Source organism: Methylobacterium sp. WL8 (genome assembly GCF_008040045.1).
Taxonomy (GTDB): Bacteria; Pseudomonadota; Alphaproteobacteria; order Rhizobiales; family Beijerinckiaceae; genus Methylobacterium; species Methylobacterium cerastii.
In genome coordinates, this window is sequence record NZ_VRVF01000026.1 from 33346 (window position 1) to 53318 (window position 19973).

The 19973-nt window shown below is 71.4% G+C and carries 13 protein-coding genes; 3 read left to right on the forward strand and 10 right to left on the reverse strand.

Annotated features, from left to right (window positions below; genetic code table 11):
* Positions 1-12 precede the first annotated feature (12 nt).
* Positions 13-1731 (reverse strand): lysine--tRNA ligase, encoded by a 1719-nt coding sequence (locus tag FV234_RS11620; RefSeq protein ID WP_147829419.1) that lies wholly within the window; start codon positions 1729-1731, stop codon positions 13-15.
* A gap of 315 nt (positions 1732-2046) precedes the next feature.
* A complete protein-coding gene (locus FV234_RS11625) occupies positions 2047-2877 on the reverse strand; it encodes a transporter substrate-binding domain-containing protein (protein WP_246686180.1) in 831 nt (276 codons plus the stop codon).
* Between the two features lie 171 nt (positions 2878-3048).
* Between FV234_RS11625 and FV234_RS11630 the strand changes: the two genes are divergently transcribed.
* On the forward strand, positions 3049-4917 hold the full coding sequence (locus FV234_RS11630; RefSeq protein ID WP_147829421.1) for a glycosyltransferase: 1869 nt from the start codon (positions 3049-3051) through the stop codon (positions 4915-4917).
* Positions 4918-4941: 24 nt separating this feature from the next.
* On the opposite strand, the gene FV234_RS11635 is transcribed toward FV234_RS11630, so the two are convergent.
* The 8 genes from FV234_RS11635 to FV234_RS11670 all read right to left on the reverse strand — a co-directional run bounded on the left by FV234_RS11635 (position 4942) and on the right by FV234_RS11670 (position 17034).
* Positions 4942-5523 (reverse strand): SCO family protein, encoded by a 582-nt coding sequence (locus FV234_RS11635; protein WP_147763371.1) that lies wholly within the window; start codon positions 5521-5523, stop codon positions 4942-4944.
* A 180-nt stretch (positions 5524-5703) separates the two neighbouring features.
* The gene (gene cysG, locus FV234_RS11640; protein WP_147763370.1) at positions 5704-7182 is read right to left on the reverse strand and encodes a siroheme synthase CysG; all 1479 of its coding nucleotides are present in this window, start codon (positions 7180-7182) and stop codon (positions 5704-5706) included.
* A gap of 44 nt (positions 7183-7226) precedes the next feature.
* Positions 7227-9914, reverse strand: coding sequence for a nitrate reductase (locus tag FV234_RS11645; protein WP_147763369.1), 2688 nt, complete (start codon positions 9912-9914; stop codon positions 7227-7229).
* 134 nt (positions 9915-10048) lie between these two features.
* A complete protein-coding gene (locus FV234_RS11650; protein ID WP_147763368.1) occupies positions 10049-11653 on the reverse strand; it encodes a sulfite reductase subunit alpha in 1605 nt (534 codons plus the stop codon).
* Positions 11650-13434, reverse strand: a complete 1785-nt coding sequence (locus tag FV234_RS11655; RefSeq protein ID WP_147763367.1) for a NirA family protein — start codon at positions 13432-13434, stop codon at positions 11650-11652. Before FV234_RS11655 ends, FV234_RS11650 begins: the two co-directional genes overlap by 4 nt.
* A 33-nt stretch (positions 13435-13467) precedes the next feature.
* Positions 13468-14742, reverse strand: coding sequence for an FAD-dependent oxidoreductase (locus tag FV234_RS11660; RefSeq protein WP_147763366.1), 1275 nt, complete (start codon positions 14740-14742; stop codon positions 13468-13470).
* Between the two features lie 653 nt (positions 14743-15395).
* On the reverse strand, positions 15396-16412 hold the full coding sequence (locus FV234_RS11665) for a CmpA/NrtA family ABC transporter substrate-binding protein (RefSeq protein WP_147763365.1): 1017 nt from the start codon (positions 16410-16412) through the stop codon (positions 15396-15398).
* Between the two features lie 34 nt (positions 16413-16446).
* A complete protein-coding gene (locus FV234_RS11670; protein WP_147751501.1) occupies positions 16447-17034 on the reverse strand; it encodes an ANTAR domain-containing protein in 588 nt (195 codons plus the stop codon).
* 300 nt (positions 17035-17334) lie between these two features.
* On the opposite strand from FV234_RS11670, the gene FV234_RS11675 reads away from it, so the two are divergent.
* Positions 17335-17901 carry a hypothetical protein gene (locus FV234_RS11675; protein WP_147763364.1) on the forward strand — a complete coding sequence of 189 codons (567 nt, stop codon included), beginning with the start codon at positions 17335-17337 and terminating at the stop codon, positions 17899-17901.
* A 177-nt stretch (positions 17902-18078) separates the two neighbouring features.
* Positions 18079-19956, forward strand: a complete 1878-nt coding sequence (locus tag FV234_RS11680) for a glycoside hydrolase family 15 protein (protein WP_147829423.1) — start codon at positions 18079-18081, stop codon at positions 19954-19956.
* Positions 19957-19973: the final 17 nt, after the last annotated feature.

Genomic DNA, 19973 nt, shown 5'->3' on the forward strand with positions numbered 1-19973 from the left:
GGGCCGTCTTCCTCAGGCGGATTTCGCCGCCCGGTCCGCCTTGAACGCCGCGTGCTCGGCGAGCAGGTCGCCCGACAGCGCCTTGGCGATCAGCGCGCGGGTCTCGGCCACGCCGTAGAGCGCCACGAACGAGCCGAAGCGCGGGCCGCGGGCCTCGCCGAACAGCACGTTGTAGATCGTGGTGAACCACGCCTGCGACACGCCGGGCCGCCCGTCCGGGCTCTTGCCCTTGCCCGACAGGTCCGGGAAATGCCGCCGGCCGACCTCGTAGACCACCGCCTGGAGGCCTTCCGGATCGGTCGAGCCGTCGTGCTCGGCGAGCGACGCGGAGAGGTCCTCGAGGGCTGCGCGCTCCTCCGGGCTCGGCGCGCGGTAGCTCTTGGCCGGGCGCACGAAATCGCGAAAGTACGCCAGCGCGTGGCCGACGAGCCGGTCGAGGCCGGGATGGGTGTCGGGTCCGACGTCGGCGGCATAGCGGCGGATGAAGCCCCAGAGCACCCCCGGCTCCTCGGCGTTGGCCACCGCCACGAGGTTGAGCAGCATCGCGAAGCTCACGCCGCCCTTGGCCCCGCCTTCCGCGCCCTCCCCGATCCGCTCCGGCGCGGGCGGGTTTCCGGCATGGATGTGCCAGACCGGGTTGCCCAGGCGCAGCTTGGCGTCCTGCCCGGCGTAGCGCTCGGAGAAGTTCAGGACCTCGTCGACGTGCCGCGGGATCACGTCGAAGAACAGCCGCTTGGCCTCGCGCGGCTTGTTGTACATGAACAGGCTCAGGCTCTCGGGCGTGCCGTAGGCGAGCCAGTCGTCGATCGTGAGCCCGTTGCCCTTCGACTTCGAGATCTTCTGGCCCTTCTCGTCGAGGAACAGCTCGTAGTTGAAGCCTTCCGGCGGCTCGCCGCCGAGCGCCCGGGCGATCTGCCCGGAGAGCTTCACCGAGTCGATCAGGTCCTTGCCCGCCATCTCGTAGTCGATGCCGAGCGCCACCCAGCGCATCGCCCAGTCGGGCTTCCATTGCAGCTTGGCGTGGCCGCCGGTGATCGGGGTCTCGTAGGCCTCGCCCGTCTTCGGGTCGCGCCAGGCGAGCGTCCCCTTGTCGGCATGCACCGCGTCGATCACCACCTGCATCACTTCCCCCGTCACCGGGTGAAGCGGCAGGAACGGCGAGTACGAGGCCGAGCGCTCGGCGCGCAGCGACGGCAGCATGATCGCCATCACCGCGTCGTAGCGCTCCGCGACCCGCATCAGGGCCTCGTCGAACGCACCGGAGCGGTAGCACGCGGTGGCCGAGCGGAACTCGTAGTCGAAGCCGAAGGCGTCGAGGAAGCGGCGCAGCTCCGCGTTGTTGTGCGCGCCGAAGCTGTCATGCGTCCCGAACGGATCGGGCACCCGGGTCAGCGGCTGGTTGAGGTGGCCGGCCAGCATCGCGCGGTTCGGGACGTTCTCGGGCACCTTGCGCAGGCCGTCCATGTCGTCGGAGAACGCGATCAGCCGGGTCGGCACGGCGTCCTTCGTCAGGACCCGGAAGGCGTGGCGGACCATCGAGGTCCGCGCCACCTCGCCGAAGGTGCCGATATGCGGCAGGCCCGACGGGCCGTAGCCGGTCTCGAACAGCACCTCGTGCTTGGGCCGGCGCTCCAGCCGCGCCACGAGCTTGCGCGCCTCCTCGAACGGCCAGGCGGCGGCGTGGGCTGCGGCCTCGATCAGGTCGGGGTCGAGGTGGAGAGGCGCGGACATGGGCTTCGAGACGCTTCGCGTGTGACATGGGGTTTTTGCGGGTGCGGCACCCTAGAGCATTTTCGAGCGAGGGGGATGCCGGCTCGCGTGAAGAAAATGCAATCCCGCAACAAGTGAGAATATTTTCGGTGATGCAAAGATCACTGAAAATGCTCTCGTGCGGTTTACCGCGATGCGAAATCCGAAAAGGACCAGAACGCAGGGCGCGAAGAGCGCACCGCGGAGCGAAAGCCCAAACCCAAGCCCGCGGAGGCGGGCGCCGGCGATCGAGGCGTCAGGAACGCAGGGCCGGCGCTTTCGAGCGATGGCCCTGAATCAGAACGGGCTCACGGGGAAGAACCGCAGGTACAGCTCGGTGTACTTCCCGTCGTCCCACACCCGCTGGAGCGCGTCGTCCAGCGCCCGCGACAGGGCCGCGTCCTCCTGTCGGGTGATCAGCCCGATGCCTTCGCCGAAGTAGCGGTTCTCCAGGTAGTCGCCGCCGGTCAGGGCGCAGCAATTGCCCGCCTCCAGGCCGCCGACCCAGAGGGCGAGGCCGAGCCCGTCGGCGAAGACGTAGTCGGCCTCGCCGCGCTTCACCGCGCCCTCGGCGGAGGCGAGGTCGGAAAACGGCTTCGCCTCGGCCTTGGGAAAGAACGCCTGGAGGTAGGCGGCGTGGGCGCTGCCGCCGACCACCGCCACCGACTTGCCCGCCACCGACTTGCCCGCCAGCGCGCCCGCCGAGGGAACCGGCAGGCCGCGGTCGACGCGGGCGGCGAAGCGCGCCGGCCACCGGAAATAGGGCCGCGTCGCGGCGAACGTCGCCCGCAGCGTCGGCGTCAGCGGGATCGCGGCGGCGACGACGTCGCCCTGCTTCTCGGTCAGGCCGTCGAGAAGGGTGTCGAAGCGCCGGGCCTGCACGGTGCAGGTGATCGCCAGCTTCTCGCAGACCGCGCGGGCCAGCTCCACCGCGAAGCCGGTCGGGTTCCCGTCGGGGCCGGCGAAGTGCAGCGGCGGGAACTCGTCGTCGGTCAGGAAGCGCACGGCCCGGCCGGTCTGCGGCGCCTCGACCCGCTCGCCGCGGCTGCGCGGGTTCCAGAAGTTGGGCACCGTCACCGCCGCGGGCGCTTGCGGGGCGGCAACGGGCTGGGCGCCGGCCCGCGGCATCGCGGCGGCGCAGGCGAAGAGCGCTAAGAGAATAGTCTTTGAAAAGGACATCGTCCTTGCACCCTGAGCGCGCGCGCCTATGATCGCGGAGCGCCGACGGCGCGATGGGGAGGGGGTCCGGCTCACGTCCTCGCCTTAGCACGTCCTGGAGCCGACGGCAGCCGGCGCCCCGTGTCGTTCCTCCGCTTCCTCGGCCCCTCCCCCGGCCCACCGGCTTTGCCGCCGGAGATCGCGTTCCTGGCGGACGCGGGCGTCGATCCAGAGCTGCTGCGTCGCGCCGCGGATTTGGCCGAGGCGAGCGGGACCGACGCGGCGACCGCCCTTCTGCGCGCCGGGCTGATGGACGAGGAACCGTATTACCGGGCCCTCGCCCAAGCCCTCGAGGCCGAGTACCTCGACGGGCCGATCCCGCTCGGCATGGGCGCGCGCTTCCCCGACAGCCTGTCGCTCGGCATGGCGCCGCTGGTGCTGGGGGCGGGCGCCCCGGCGGTGCTGGCGCCGCGCGGGCGGCAGATCGCCGAACTGCTCGCCGGGCGCAGTCCGCGCGGGCGGATGCCTGCGGTGACGAGCCCGACGCGCCTGCGCGCGGCCCTGTTCGCGGCGATGCCGAAAGCCATCGCCGAGTACGCCGCCGACGACCTGGAAGCGAAGGCGCCGGGTTGGGCCTTCGGCACCCGGCCGCTCGGGCCGGGTCTGGCGCTCGCCGCCCTGATCGCCTGCGCCGGCACTCTCGCCTTCGAGGCCCTGCCGCCGATCCTTGCCTTGATCCTCGTCGTGGCGGCGCAGACGCTGTTCCTGGCGATGGCGATGTTCCGCGTCGGAGCCCTGTTCATCCCCTCCCCGACCGTGCCGCCACCAGTCGTCGCGCCCTTGAACGACCGCGACCTGCCGACGTACACCGTCCTCGTGGCGCTCTATCGCGAGGCCCGCGTGGTGCCGCGCCTCGTCTCGGCGCTGGCCCGGTTCGACTACCCGTTGGCCAAGCTCGACCTGAAGTTCGTCGTCGAGGCGGACGATGCCGGCACTATCGCCGCCCTCGCGCGGATCCCGCTGCCCGCCCGCTTCGAGGTGATCGCGGTTCCCGACGGCCGGCCGCGGACGAAGCCGCGGGCGCTCAACGTCGCCCTGCCTCTCGCCCGCGGCGAGCTGCTCGTGGTCTACGACGCCGAGGACGTGCCCGACCCGGGCCAGCTGCGCCTCGCCGCCGAGATCTTTGCGCGGGCGCCCGCCAGCACCGCCTGCCTGCAGGGCCGCCTGGTGATCGACAACCCGGAGGATTCCTGGATCGCCCGGTGCTTCGCCCTGGAATATGCCGGCCTGTTCGACGTGCTGAACCCGGCGCTGGCGCACTGGCACCTGCCGATGCCGCTCGGGGGAACCTCGATGCACGTCCGCACCGCGGTGCTGCGCGAGCTGCACGGCTGGGACGCGCGCAACGTCACCGAGGACGCCGACCTCGGGATGCGGCTGGCCTGCGCCGGCTACCACGTCGGCGACCTGCCGAGCGCGACGATCGAGGAGGCACCGATCGTGCTGCGGGCCTGGCTGCACCAGCGCGTCCGCTGGATGAAGGGGTTCCTGCAGACCACCGTCACCCACGGCCGCAACCCCATCGAAACCTATCGGCGCCTCGGGCGCCTCGACACGCTCTGCGCCGCGACGCTGATTCCCGGCGCGGTCGCCTCCGCGCTGGTCTACCCGGTCTTCCTCGTCTGGGCGTGCGCCGACTTCCTGCTCTTCGAGATTCCGGTCGCACCCGAGTTTTGGCGCAACCTCCCCATCGGCGTCGCGATCACCCTGTTCCTGTCAGGCATCACGGCCCTGATCCTGCCGCCGGCGCTCGGATGCATCCGCCGGGGCTGGTGGGACCTCCTGTGGTTCGTGCCGGTGATGCCGTTCTACTTCGCCCTGGTGAGCGTCGCCGCGTGGCTCGCGGTGATCGAGTTCGTCCGCGCGCCCTCGCAGTGGAACAAGACGGAGCACGGGCTGTCACGCACCTCGCGCAGCGGCGTGCTGCGTCCGCGACGCCCGGCGGCGTGAGGCCGGGCCGCCTGGGGCGGCCGATCAGATCCGCTTGGCCAGTTCCGCCGCCGTCTCGTCGGCCGGGCGCATCAGGTTGAGCGCGCCGAGGAAGCGGTTCTTGCCGTCCATCACGTAGACCAGGGCGGTGTGCTCCATCGTGTAGTCGCCGTCCCTGCCCGGCACCTTGCGGCTGTAGGCGCGATAAGCCTTCACGGACGCCGCCACCTGGGCCGGGCTGCCGGTGAGCCCGGTGATCCGCGGATCGAAGCTCGACAGGTAGGCCTTGAGGCTCGCCGGCGTGTCCCGATCCGGGTCGACGGTGATGAAGGCGACCTTCATTGCCTTGGCCTTCGGCCCGAGCGCCGCCAGCACGTCCGAGATCTGCTGCAGGGTCGTCGGGCAGATGTCGGGGCAGTGGGTGAAGCCGAAGAACACGAGGTGCGTCGCGCCGGCGAAGTCGGCCTCGGTGACCGCCTTCCCGTCCTGATCCACTAGCGTGAACGGCCCGCCGACGCTCGAAGCCGCCACCTCCGTCCGTTCCGGCATCAGCGTGAACACGGCCGCGGCCGTGAGCCCGACGAAGCCGAGCACGAAGGCGATGATGGGCAGGAGGGAGCGGCGCATGGAGGTGACCTTCTCGCGAAGGCCGCTGGAACAGCATGGGCGGCCGCGGGTGGCAAGGTCGGGGCACTTCTAAGGACCCTGGCGCTTTGCCTCAGGCCTCGGTATCCACCGCCACGGCCATCCGCCTGGACGCCGGCGCGCCGATCAAGCGCCGACCGCGTGAGGCCTCGACCAACGCGGTCAGGACGCGACGGAGCCCGCTGCTTCGAACGGCGTCGGCAAGGCCACGTCGTCGAGGGCGGACGAAGCCTTCGTGTGGCGCAGGGCTTCGCCGATCATCAGGATCGCCGGACCGTCCAGGCCTGCCGCGTCCGCGCGGTCGGCAAGGTCGAAGGCCGTGCCCGTCACAACCTGCTGATCGGGGCGGGTGGCGTTGAAGGTCAGGAGCGCCGGCGTCGCGGGCGCGAGGCCTTCGGCGACCGCGCGCTCCAGCAGCACCCGCAGGGTGCGCTTGGGCATGTAGACCACGGTGGTGACCGAGGGATCGGCAAGCGCCCCCCAGTTCAGGTCGTCTGGCAGCGCGCCGCGGCGGTCGTGCCCGGTGACGTATTGCAGGCGGCGCGCCGCGTCGCGGTGGGTGAGCGAGACGCCGAGGGAGGCCGCCGCACCCTGCGCCGCGCTGATCCCCGGCACCACGGCGACGGGGATGCCGGCCTGCCGGCAGGCCTCGATCTCCTCGCCGGCGCGGCCGAAGATCAGCGGGTCGCCGGACTTGAGGCGCACCACCTGCTTGCCGGACTTGGCGAGCGAGACCATCAGCGCGTTGATGTCGTCCTGGCGGCAGGACGGCCCATGGCCGGTCTTGCCCACCAGCATCGTGCGCGCCTCGCGGCGGGCGTAATCCAGGATCTCGGGGGCGACGAGGTCGTCGTAGAGGATCACGTCGGCGTTGCGTAAGGAACGCAGCGCCTTCAACGTCAGCAGCTCGGCGTCGCCCGGCCCGGCGCCGACGAGCGTCACCGCCCCGCCCTTGGGCGCGGATTCGGTCTGCGCGAGCAGCCGTTCGAGGTCCGCGTCCGTCGGCGCCCGGTCCGGCTCGGCGAAGGCCAGATCCGAAAACCGTTCCCAGAAGCCGCGGCGCTCGGCAAAGCCGTGGAAGCGCGCGGTGACACCCTCGCGCCAGTCCCGCGCCGCCGCGACCCAGCGCGAAAACCCGCGCGGCAGCATCGCTTCGATGCGCGCCCGCACGGTCTGCCCGAAGACCGGCACCGCGCCTTCCGTCGAGATGCCGACCACCAAGGGCGAGCGGTTGACGATGGCGCCGAACTTCACGTCGCAGAGATGCGGCCGGTCGACGGCGTTGACGATGGCGCCGGTGCCGCGCGCGGCGGCGACGAAGGCAACGCACTCGGCCTCGTCATCCATCGCGCCGATGCAGAAGGCCGAGCCCCACAAGTCGTCCGGCGCCCAGGCGCGCTCGTGTAGGGTCACGCTGCCGGCGACGACCTCGCCCGGCACGCTTCGCATCTCTTCGCTCGGCTCCGCCGCGTAGACGTCGACGTGGGCGCCGGCGGCGGCGAGCAGCTTCACCTTCCAGGGCGCGCCGCCGTTCGAGCCGGCCAGCACCGCGCGCTTGCCCTGCAGCGGCACGAAGACCGGGAGGACGGCGAGGGGTTCGAGGCCGGCGCGGGTCTCGCGCGGCTGGCGGGGCGTGCTCATGAGGGTCGGCTTGGATCTCGTCTGGGTCACGGACGAACCTGATGCTACGCGGCGTCGCGCGCAAGCGCCTCGGGCAGCAGCTTGCGGATCTCAGGGATGCACGAGCCGCAATTCGTGCCGGCCTTGCAGGCTGCGCCCACCGCCTCGACGGAGCCCGCGCCGCCCGTGATGGCCGCCGTGATGACGTCGAGCCCGACCCCGTGGCAGGCGCAGACCACCGGTCCAGCGCCGGCGGTGGCGGCGCGGCCCGAGAGCAGGGCGCGGCGCTCGGCCGCGCCGGGCACCGCCCCCGCGAACAGGGCCTTGGCCGCCTCCCAGTCGGGCCGGCCCGCCTCGGGACCGAGCGCGAGGCAGGCGACGAGGCGCTCGCCGTCGTAGACCGCGCAGCGGTAGCGGCCGCGGGCGTGGTCGGCGTATTCGGCGAGCTCCAGCCCCTGGAACAGGCCGCGCATCAGCAGCATGGCCTCCCGCGATCCCTCCCGCGTGGCGAATTGCAGGCCCGAGCCGCCGCCGATCGCCGCCCGCGCCCACCACCACCCGGCCGGCGTCGTCACCGGGTCGCGGCTGAGCAGGAAGCCCCGCGAACGGTAAGAGGCCGCCGCGATCGCCGCCGGCGTCGCCTTCAGCTCAGGCTGGCCCGAAAGCGGATCGGGCACGCCCCGGACCAGCGCCCCGACGCGGGCCATCGAGGCGTTCGAATCGTTCCAGTGCATCGGCATGAACAGGGTGCCGGGCGCCACCGCCTCGGTGACTATCACCTCCAGCTCGGCCGCGCCGTGCGCGGTCGAGACCCGAGCGAGGCCGCCCTCGGCGAGATTCGCGGCGGTGGCGTCGCGGGGGTGGACCTGGACGAAGGGCACCGGGCGGTGGGCCGAGAGCCGCTGGCTCTTCCCCGTCCGCGTCATCGTGTGCCAGTGGTCGCGCACGCGCCCGGTGTTCAGCACGAACGGCATCGTTTCGCTCGTGGCCTGGGCCAGCGCCGGCGCCTGCACCGCGACAAAGCGGGCGCGCTTGTCGAAGGTGAAGAAGCGTCCGTCCGAAAACAGCCGCGCCTTCGTGCCGCCGCGCTTCGTCAGGGGCCACTGCACCGGCAGGTTCGTCTCGTAGGCGGCGTCGCCGATGTCGGCGAGTGCGCCGATGTCGAAGTCGCGGGTGCCGTTGTTCTCGAAGGCCGAGAGCGCAGCATGCTGGCGGAACACCGCCGCCGCCGAGGTGAAGCCGAAGGCGGCGCCGTGGCCGAGGCGGCGCCCGACGTCGGCGAGCACCGCCCAGTCCGGCCGCGCTTCGCCCGGCGCCTTGAGGAAGCGGCGCTGGCGCGTGATCCGGCGCTCGGAATTCGTGACGGTGCCGTCCTTCTCGCCCCAGGCGAGGGCCGGCAACAGCACGGTCTTCTTGGCCGTCGCGCTGGCGGTGTCGGAATCGGCCATCACCTCTGAGACGACGAGCAGGTCGAGGCCCTTCAGGGCGTCCTTGATCACGTCGGCCTGCGGCATCGAGACCAGCGGGTTGGTCCCCATCACCCAGAGCGCCTTGATCTTGCCGCGTGCGATCGCGTCGAACAAAGCCACCGCCTTCATCCCCTCGCCGGTGATGAGGTTCGGCGCGTTCCAGAAGCGGCGGACCTTGTCGACCTCCTCGGGTGCGAAGTGCATGTGGGCGGCCAGCATGTTGGCCAAGCCCCCGACCTCGCGCCCGCCCATGGCGTTGGGCTGGCCGGTGAGCGAGAACGGCCCCGCCCCCGGCTGCCCGATGCGGCCGGTGGCGAGGTGGCAGTTGATGATGGCGTTGCCCTTGTCGGTGCCCTGTGCCGACTGGTTGGCCCCTTGCGAGAAGGCGGTGACGACGCGCTTCGTGCCGGCGAACAGGTCGAAGAAGGCGGACACGTCCGCCTCCGACAGGCCGGTCGCCGCGGCGGTGGCGGCCGGCGTCGGCGCGATGGCGCGCGCCCGCTCGAGCGCGCCGTCGTAGCCGGAGGTGTGGTCGGCCACGAAGCGGGCGTCGCAGGCGCCGACCCGGTCGAGATGCACCAGCAGCCCCGAGAACAGGGCGCTGTCGGTGCCGGGCCGGAGGCCGAGGAACAGGTCGGCCTCCTCGGCGGTCTCGGTCCGGCGCGGGTCGACCACGATCAGCCTGGTGCCGCGCGCCGTGCGCGCGTCCACCATCCGGCGGAATAGGATCGGATGGCACCAGGCGGTGTTGGAGCCGACCAGCACGATCACGTCGGCCTCGTCGAGGTCCTCGTAGCAGCCGGGCACGGTGTCGGAGCCGAAGGCGCGGCGGTGCGCGGCGACCGCGCTCGACATGCACAGGCGCGAGTTGGTGTCGACGTGCGGCGTGCCGATGAAGCCCTTCGCGAGCTTGTTGGCGACGTAGTAATCCTCGGTGAGCAATTGCCCGGAGAGGTAGAAGGCGATCGCGTCCGGCCCGTGCTTCTCGGCCGTGCGGCGGAAGGCGCCGGCGACCGTGCCCAGCGCCGATTCCCAAGACGCCCGCACGCCGTCGACGTGCGGATGCAGCAGGCGGTTCTCCAGGCCCAGCGTCTCGCCGAGCGCCGAGCCCTTGGAGCACAGGCGGCCGAAATTGGCCGGATGCGCGGTGTCCCCGGCGATCCCGGCGCCGCCCGTCCCGTCCGGCGTCGCGATCACGCCGCAGCCGACCCCGCAATAGGGGCAGGTGGTCCGAACCGCTGCAGCCTGGCTCGAGACCTTGGGCTCCGGCACGTGCACGGTCATGGCAAGGTCCTCGTGGTTTCGACGTCTTGGTGGTTTCGACGTCGGCCGGCGCGGCGGAGGGCAGCAAGAGTCGGGCCGGGCATTTGCGGAGTCTTCCTCCCCCGCAGAGGGGGGAAGGGAAGAACCGTCGCCGCTCAGTACACGTCGGCCTGGTAGCGACCGGCCTTCTTCAGGGTGCCGAGATAGGCCACCGCCTCGTCGGGCGACTTGCCGCCGTGCTGGGCGGCCACGTCGATGATCGCGCGCTCCACGTCCTTGGCCATGCGCTTGGCGTCGCCGCAGACGTAGAAGTGGGCGCCGCCCTCCAGCCACTTCCACAGGTCGGCGCCGGTCTCGCGCATGCGGTCCTGGACGTAGGTCTTCTCGGTGCCGTCGCGCGACCAGGCCAGCGACAGGCGGGTGAGCACCTTGTCGTCGCGCATCTGCGTGAGCTCGTCCTTGTAGAAGAAGTCGCTCGCTTGGCGCTGGTGGCCGTAGAACAGCCAGTTGCGCCCCGGCGCCTGCGTCGCCGCGCGCTCGCGCAGGAAGGCCCGGAACGGGGCGATGCCGGTGCCGGGGCCGCACATGATCACGTCGGTGGAAAGGTCCGCGGGGAGCGCGAAGCCGTGCGCCTTCTGCAGGTAGATTTTGGCCCGGGTCTGCTCGGGCATGCGCTCGCCGAGATGCGTCGAGGCGACGCCGAGCCGGAGGCGCGAGCGGTGGTTGTAGCGCACCGCGTCCACCGTTAGCGAGACTTTGCCCGCATCCATCTTCGGCGAGGACGAGATCGAGTAGAGCCGCGGCTGCAGCTCGTCGAGGGATTCGAGGAACACCTCGGCGTCGGGACGCGCGCCGGGGAACTTGTGGAGCGCGCCGAGTACGTCGAGGTAGGCGGCGTCGCCGTCCGGGTCCTCGCCGGCCGAGAGCGCCTTGGCCTTGCGGCGGGCCTCGCCCGAGGTCAGCAGCGAGAGCAGCTGGTAGAGACCGTCGGGGGCGGCGCCGAGCGAGTAGTCGGCGATCAGCCGGTCGCGGAGCGTCTTGCCGCCGATCACCCGCTCGGGGCGGGCGCCGAGCTCGGCGATCACCGCGTCGGCGAGCGCCGGCGCGTTGGCCGGGAAGAGGCCGAGCGAGTCGCCGGCCTCGTAGGTGATCGGCGTGTCCCTAAGGTCGAACTCGACGTGCCACGTCTCCTTCTCGCCGCCTGGCTCGTTGAGCCGGCGCCGGCCGAGGAAGATCGCCTCGACCGGGTTCTCGCGGCAATAGCCCAGCGGGCCGAGGTCGATGGGCTTGTCCGCCGCCGCCGCCTCGCCTGCGGCCGCAGCCGGGGCGGCCGCGTCGCCCGTGCCGAACTCCTCGTCGAGCTTCTTCAGCATCCGGAGCGTCTCCTTGCCGCCGGGCTGGCAGAGGTTCAGACGCGCTTCGCTCTTGAGGAAGATGGCGTTGGCGTAGTCGGCGCAGTTGTAGCCGCACTGGCCGCAATCCTGCTGGGCCATCGCCGCCATGAGCTTCTGCGGCTCGGGCCGGGCCTTGGCCATCTCCATGCGCTCAGTGATCGGCATCGACGGGTCGTGCCAGGGCGCGTCGTCGTTGTCGGCGAGCTTCGGGCCGCCGGGCATCTCGGCCGTGCCGATCGCGGTGGCGCCCTCGACCGCCGGGCCGAGGAGGGCGGCGAAGTAGCCCGAAAGCCACGAGCGCTGGTCGGCGGAGAACGGGGCGTTCTCGGGAACGAGGACGAGGGGGGGGGAGACGTGCTCGCTCATGCGGCTGCCTTGAGGGCTGGCTGTTCTTCGGCAAGGTCGCGCAGGGCTTCCGGCCCCGTTCGCGCCGTGAAGGTCTGGAAGCTCTCCTCTGGCCCGGTGCGGCGGGCGAGGTAGGTGCGCAGCAGCGCCTCGACGCGTGACGGCGCGTCCTCGGCCTTAATCGCCGTCCAGATCCCGGTGCCGATCTTCGGGTTCTCGGCGAACCCGCCGCCGACCACGACGTCGTAGCCAGGAACGGTGTCGCCCTCCTCCGAGACCACCACCTTGGCGCCGATCAGGCCGATGTCGCCGATGTAGTGCTGGGCGCAGGAATGGTGGCAGCCGGTGATGTGGACGTTCACCGGCACGTCGAGCTCGGGGAGCGTCGCCTCGACGTGGCCGGCGATGATCATCGCGTCGCCCTTAGTGTCCGCGGCGGCGAACTTGCAGCCGTTCGAGCCGGTGCAGGCGACGAGGCCCGAGCGGATGCCCGCCGCCTTGGTGGTGAGGCCGAGCGCCGCCACCCGCGCCTCGACCTCGGCGACCTTGACGTCGGGCACGCCGGAGAACAGGAAGTTCTGCCAGACCGTCATGCGGATCTGCCCGTCGCCGCATTCCTGCGCGATCCGCGCGAGCTCGCGGACCTGATCGCTCATGATCTTGCCCACCGGCAGGATCACGCCGATCCAGTTGAGGCCGGGCTGCACCTGGGCGTGGACGCCGACATGGGCGAACCGGTCGGTGGCTTTCCGCGGCACGACGTGGGCCGGATCGACCCGGTCGAGCTTGTATCCGAGCTTCTCTTCGACCGCGGCGAGGTACTTGTCGAAGCCCCAGGCGTCGAGGACGTACTTCATCCGGCTCTTGTTGCGGTTCGTCCGGTCGCCGTTCTCGATGAACACGCGGATGATCGCGTCTGAGACCTTGTTGCAATCCTCGGGCTTCAACACGATGCCGGTGTCGCGGGCCAGATCCCGGTGGCCGGAGATGCCGCCGAGCACGAGGCGCATCCACACGCCCGGCGTGACGCTCGCGCCCTCCAGCACCTCGATCGCCTGGAAGCCGATGTCGTTGGTCTCCTCCAGCACCGCGACGATGCCGCCGCCGTCGAAGGCGACGTTGAACTTGCGCGGCAGGCCGTAGAGCGACTGGTCGTTGATGATCCAGTTGTTCCAGGACTTGGCGAGCGGGCGGGTGTCCAGAAGCTCCTGATGATCGATGCCGGCGGTGGGCGAGCCGGTGACGTTGCGGATGTTATCCGCACCCGAGCCGCGCGCGGTCAGCCCGATGTCGACCAGCCCGTCGAGGAAGGGCTGGGCGTGCTCGGGCGCGATGTGGCGCACCTGGAGGTTGGCCCGCGTGGTCACGTGGACGAAGCCGCCGCCATGCGCGTCGGCGAGGTCGGCGACACCTGAAAACTGCCAGTGGTGCAGGATGCCGTTGGGGATGCGCAGGCGGGCCATGAACGAGGTCTGGTTCGGGGCGACCCAGAACAGGCCGTGATAGCGCCAGCGGAAGTTGTCCTCGGGCTTCGGCGCCTTGCCCGTCGCCGCCTCGACCTTCAGCCGGTTGTGGCCCTCGAACGGGTTCTCGGCGCGCTTCCATTTCTCCTGCTCGCAGAGCTTGCCGCCAGCCTTCACCGTGGCGTCCTGCGCCTTGATGTGGATCGCGTCCGGCCCGGTCGGCTCGGGCGGCGGACCGCCCTGCCCGATGGCCAGGCCGCCCGTCAGCCGGGCGGCGGCCACGCCCGAGGCGAAGCCTTCGAGGTAGCGCTTCTGCTCGGCGTTGAAGTCTTCAGCCATGGTCCGCCTCCTTCACGCGGCCAAGATCCTTGCTCACGCGGCCAAGGTCTCGGCGAGGGGGTCGGCCGCCGTCGCGGGGCGCCCGAACATCAGGTCGTCGATCTGGTCTCCCACCGGTTCGCCGGTGCGGATCAGTGTCTTGCATCGGGCCTGCTCGCCGATGTCGCCGACGAAGACCGCGCCGATCAGGCGGTCGCGCTCGATCAGGAGCTTGCGGTAGAGGCCGGCGCCCGGATCGCTCATCACGATCGCCTCGGCGGTCTCGGGCGTGTCGACGACGCCTGCGGAGAACACCGGCAGCCCCGAGACCTTGAGGCTCGTGGACAGCGCCGTGCCGGAATACCGCGCCTCCTGCCCGGAAAGGTGGCGGCTCAGGGTCTCGGCGTGCTCGTAGGCGGGCTCGACGAGGCCGTAGACCATGCCGCGGTGCTCGGCGCATTCGCCGAGCGCGAAGATCCGCGGGTCCGAGGTGGTCATCCGGTCGTCGACCTTGATGCCGCGGCCGGTCTCGAGCCCTGCGCCCTGCGCCAGGGCGAGGTTCGGGCGCACGCCGACCGACATGACGACGAGGTCGGCCGGCAGCACCGTGCCGTCGGCGAGGATCAGGCGCTCGACCCGGCCGTCGCCCTCGACGCGGTCGGTGTCGGCCTTGAGCAGCACCTTGACGCCCCGCGCCTCCATCGCCCGACGGACGAGGGTGGCGGCGGAATGATCGAGCTGACGCTCCATCAGCCGGTCCATGACGTGGAGCAGGGTGGTGTTGACGCCGAGCCGCGCCAGCCCGACCGCGGCCTCCAATCCGAGCAGGCCGCCGCCGATGACGATGGCCTTGGCGTGCTCGACCGCCGCCTTCCGGATCGCCGACACGTCCGCGAGGTCGCGGAAGGTGATGATGCCGGGCAGGTCCATCCCGGGCTTGGGCAGGCGGATCGGCACGGAGCCCACCGCCAGCACCAGCTTGTCGAAGGGCAGCACGTGGGTCTCGCCGACGACGACCAGCGCGTTCTCGCGGTCGACTTGCGTCGCGGGGGCGCCGGTGATCAGGCGGATGCCGTGGCTCTCGTACCAGTCGAGCCCGCGGAAGGCGCAAGCCGCCTCGTCCACTTCGCCGCCGAGCAGGGAGGACAGCAGCACACGGTTGTAGGCGGCCACCGGCTCGGCGCCGACGACGGTGACGTCGTAGCGGCCGGGCGACCCTTCGGTCAGCCGTTCGAGGAAGCGCAACGAGGCCATGCCGTTGCCGACCACGACGAGCCTCTCGCGCGGAATCTCCGCCGCTGGAACCTGATCCGTCTGCGCTGTGAGCATCGGTGGAAGGGTCTCGTCCTCGAAAAACTGCGCGGGCACGTCCGCCACGAAAAAAGCCGCCGCCGATCGACCTCGGGCGAGCGTATCCGCCCGCGAGGAGACATCGGTTCAGCGGCCTCGCTGACGGTGTTGCCCGTCGTCGTTGACGGGGCAGGCGATCTCAGCAGGTTCCGTGCCAATTCGTGAGGATACGGTTCGCCCGCTGTCGCCGGGAACGCGAACGGCACCTTCGCGGGCCTTTCGATCACACGCGTGCGCTGCACAAAGATCAGGCTATTGAGCGCTGATCAGGCAGGCATGTGCGAACGCGACGGCTCCGGCTTAGGGGGGCGGTCGCGATGCGCTTCGGCGGGGTCGAGGCCCGCTGCGGAGGCTAGATGAGGGTCGAGAGAGCGGCCATCAGGCCGACGACGGGAACCGCGCCGAGCAGGACCCAGCGCCACGGATGCGCGGCCTTCGCGCGCCGGTTGTCGTTCATCGCCCGCGGCGCGCGTCCACGGTGTCGAACGTAGGCCGAAAGATCGACGCGTCCGCGCGAGGCGGGACTGGACGAGGCGGTGTCGAGCTTGCGGCAACCTGGCATGGCAGAACCATAACTGCGTCGCGGCGCCCGCGTTCCGTTGCGATCGTCGTGCCGGTGCGGTCCGGAGGGCTCAGGCCGGGGACAGCCCGGCCGCTGCGTAGAGGTCCGGCCGGTAGACGGCTTCCGCGGCCGGCAGGAGGTCCTCGGCCGGCATCTGCCCGGCGGCTCGCATCTGCGACAGGATCCAGCCGACATGGGCGGCGCGCGGCTCCTGCGCCGCCGCGTCGAGGCGCAGGTAATCGGGCGCTTCGCGCTCCCGGCCCGGCCCGTCGAGGACGATCGTCCCCTCGAAGGTGCGGGCGATCAGATGGGGGTCGAGGTTCAGGTAGGGCCGCCGCGCGAGGCGGTGGGCGAGCTCGGTGCGATTGGCCGGGTCGGCGCACCAGCGCCCGGCGTGGGCGACGGCCCGCACCAGGGGCGGGATCGCGCCCTCGAGCCGCGGCGCGACGGCGAGCACCTTCTCGGGCGCGTCCGGGGCCACCTCGCAGCCCAGCGCGGCGATGCGCCCGAGTCCGGCCGCGACCGCCACCGCGTTCCAGGGCGCGCCGGCGCAGAAGCCGTCGACGATCCCGCGCGATAGGGCTTCGACGCTGTGCTGGGGCGGCACCGCCACCAGGCGGACGGCGGCCGGGTCTAGTCCGCCGGCCTCGCAGAACAGCCGGAGCTGGTAGGTGTGCGAGGAGAACGGATGGACCGTGCCCAGCGTCAGCGGCCGGCCGGCTTCCCTGCGCGCGCCCGCCATCCGGGCGAAGGCGCCGGCGACGTCGGCGAGGCGCTCGCTCTCCGGCGCCATCGTGGCCCAGAGGGGGTTGGATAGGGTGATCGCGTTGCCGTTCAGGCTGAGCGACAGCGGCACGATCAGGTCGGAGGGCGGCCCCGACAGGGCGAGCGCGCTCGCCAACGCCAGCGGCGCCAGGATGTGCGCGGCGTCGAGGTATCCGAGCGCCAGCCGGTCGCGCAGCGTCGCCCAGGACGGCTCGGCGGTCAGCTCCAGGTCGAGCCCCTCGGCGCGGGCGAAGCCCATCTCGTGGGCGGCGATCACGGGGGCTGCGTCGCAGAGGGGCACGTAGCCCAGATGAAGTCTCATCTGCGAAGCCTCCTCGGCGAAGTCACTGGCGCCCTCATCCGAGCAGGTCGGCCGCGGTGACGATCGCCCGCGCGATGTCGGCGATCTTCCGCTTCTCGTTCATCGCCTTCTTGCGCAGCTGCTTGTAGGCCTCGTCCTCGGACAGGCCCTTCATGCTCATGAGGATGCCCTTGGCGCGCTCGATCAGCTTGCGGTCGGCGAGTTCGCCGCGCGCCTCCGAGAGCTCCCGCTGCAGGCGCGAGAACGCGTTGAAGCGCAGGATCGCAATGTCGAGGATCGGCTTGATCCGCTCGGGGCGCAGGCCGTCCACGACGTAGGCCGAGATTCCTGCGTCGACCGCCGCCTGCATCATCGTGGCGTCCGAGCGGTCCACGAACATCGCCACCGGCCGCTCGACGTGGCGCGCGACGCCGGACATCTGCTCCAGGATGTCCCGGCTCGGGCTTTCCAGGTGGATCACCACCACGTCGGGGGCGAGCGCGGCGACGCGCTCCATCAGGTCGGCGGTGTCGGCCATCACCACGACGCGACCGATCCCGGCGGCGCGCAGGCCCTCCTCCAGGATCGCGGCACGCGCCCGGCTCGGATCGATCACGGCGACGGTGAGGCTGGTGTCTGACATCTAGGCCCGGTGCTGGGCGACAAATCGGATCGCGGCGACGCATGCCGCCGGCTGCCCCGCAAGGCAAGCGTCGTGCCCCGGATCGCCAGGGCGATCGCTTGAAAGCGCCGGCTCTTTTTTCTTCGGTCTCGATCAACGGCGCCTGCCTCCACGGGTTTGGGCTTTCGCTCCGCGGGGCGCCCTTCGCGCCCTGCCGGATCGCTCCGGGCAACGGAGCGGAAAGGAAACGGTCTAGCTTCCGCCGCAAATCGGGATCACCCAGGCGGTCGTCGCGACGGTCGAGGAGGTTCGAAGCATCGGATGTCGAAGCCAGACCCCTTCGCGACCCTGGACGGCGGCGGTTCCGGCCGGCTTTCCCTCCCCTTCCTGCCGACCCTGGCTACGGCGCTCGTGATCGGGGCAGCCTCGCTCCTGTGCCGCGAGCCGGCCCAGGCACCGGCCGTCCCGGCGCCCTCCGCCTCCGTCGCGCCCCACGCCTTCCATGCGGCGGCCCCGGCCGAGGCCGCCCTGCCCCGGCCGCCGGCCGCGATCGCCTTCGCGCAGTTCCCGCCGAGCCTCGTCCTGCCGGAGATCCGCACCGCGTCGCATCCGGTCGCGCGGGTCGCGACGACGGCCGTGACGCCGCGCCGCGCCTGCTCCGGACCGCGCTGCGCCGAGGGGCCGCCGCGCCGGCCCGACCCGTTCTCCGAAATCGTCCGGCCCTCACCCGTCGAGGCCGAGGCGCAGGTGCGCGACGGCCTGCTGCCGGACCTCGCCCTGCCCTTCGCCCCGGCCGTGCGCGCGGTCGGGGACGCCGCCGCCTACCTGCGCACCGGCGCCTCCGCACTCGGCAGCCCGGTTTCGGTCCTGGTCGACCGTTTGGACTGAGGGCTTTCCGCCATGCTGCGCTGCGGCCGTCCGGCCGCGTGCGCACCGTGACGGGCGCCGTGATTAGCGTCTTGGGCGGCGTCCGTTTTCCCCGTCGCGCCCTGGACCGCATCGCTTTGCCGAACTAGGTGCAGTGCATCGGACGGCGCCCGTCGCCGGCCGCGACGGATCCGCTTCATGGCCGCACGCATCGAGGACTACGCGCTGATCGGCGACGGCCGCACCGCCGCGCTGATTAGCCGGCAGGGCAGCGTCGACTGGCTGTGCTGGCCGCGCTTCGACGCCTCCGCCCTGTTCGCCGCCCTCCTCGGCACCGAGGAGCACGGGTTCTGGCGCCTCGCGCCGCAGGCCGCCCACGTCGAGACCCGCTGGGCCTACCGCGAGGGCAGCCTCGTGCTGGAGACCCACCACAAGACCCGCGAGGGCGAGGTGCGTGTCGTCGACTACATGCCCGTCGGCGACGGGTCGCACCTGATCCGCCTGGTCGAGGGCCTGCACGGCCGCGTGGCGATGCGCATGGATCTCGCGATGCGCTTCGATTACGGCTCGGCGGTCCCCTGGGTCTCGCACAACGAGCTTGGCGACCTCCGCGCGATCTCGGGGCCGCACAAGGCGGTCCTGCGTACCAAGGCGCCTCTGCGTGGGCATGGGCAGACCACGGTCTCCGAGTTCACGGTGCATGCCGGCGAGGCGGTCGCCTTCACCTTGAGCTACGGCGCGAGCCACGAGGAAGACCCGGCGCCGATCGAGCCGCGCAAGGTGCTCGCCGCCACCGACCGGTTCTGGCGGGACTGGTCCGACCGCTGCGCCAGCGGCACGCCCTGGGACGCGATGCTGAAGCGCTCGCTGCTGACGCTGAAGGCGCTGATCTACATGCCGACGGGCGGGATCGTGGCCGCGCCGACGACGTCGCTGCCGGAGGACCTTGGCGGCGTGCGCAACTGGGACTACCGCTTCTGCTGGCTGCGCGACTCGACCTTCACTCTCCTCGCGCTGATGGATGGCGGCTTCCTCGACGAGGCCCGCGCCTGGCGCGACTGGCTGCAGCGCGCGGTGGCCGGCAACCCGGAGCAGGCGCACATCCTCTACGGCATCGCCGGCGAGCGGCTGCTGCCCGAGATCGAGCTCGACTGGCTGCCCGGCTACGAGGGCTCGAAGCCGGTCCGGGTCGGCAACGCCGCGGTGTCGCAGTTCCAGCTCGACGTCTACGGCGAATTGTTCGACGCGCTCTACCAGGCGCGGATGCGCGGCATGCCGACCGACAAGGACGGCTGGCGCGTGGGCCTCGCCATCATCGCCCACCTGGAGAAGGTCTGGAGCGAGCCGGACGAGGGCATCTGGGAGGTGCGCGGCGGGCGCAAGCACTTCGTCCACTCGAAGGTCATGGCCTGGGTCGCCTTCGATCGCGCGATCCGCAGCCATACGGGACAGGCCGACGCCCCCGACGCGCCGGTCGCGCGCTGGAAGGCGATCCGCGACCAGATCCACGCGGAGGTCTGCGAGAAGGGCTTCGATCCGGAGCTGAACAGCTTCGTGCAGTATTACGGCTCGAAGAAGCTCGACGCGAGCCTGCTGCTGATCGCCCATATGGGCTTTCTGCCCCAGGACGACCCGCGCGTGGTCGGCACCGTCGAGGCGATCGGCCGGGACCTGATGCGCGATGGCTTCATCCTGCGCTACGACACGCGGGGCCAGACCACGGACGGGCTGCCCGGCAACGAGGGCGCATTCCTGCCCTGCACCTTCTGGTACGCGGACAACCTGATCGGCCTCGGCCGCCGCGCGGAGGCCCGCGCCCTGATCGAGCGCCTGATCGGCATCTGCAACGACCTCGGCCTCGTCTCCGAGGAGTATGACGGGAAGGCCCGGCGGCTGGTCGGCAACTTCCCGCAGGCGTTCACGCATGTTGCGCTCGTGAACACCATCCTCAATTACAGCCGGGCCGAAGGGCCTGCGAAGGAGCGGGGCGGCGCGGACGATTCGGACGCGCCCGCCGGCCGCGATTTGCGCGTGCACCAACCGCACGCGGTCGCGAGCGGTCTCGCGCCGCAGTGACGACAACGGGAAAGACG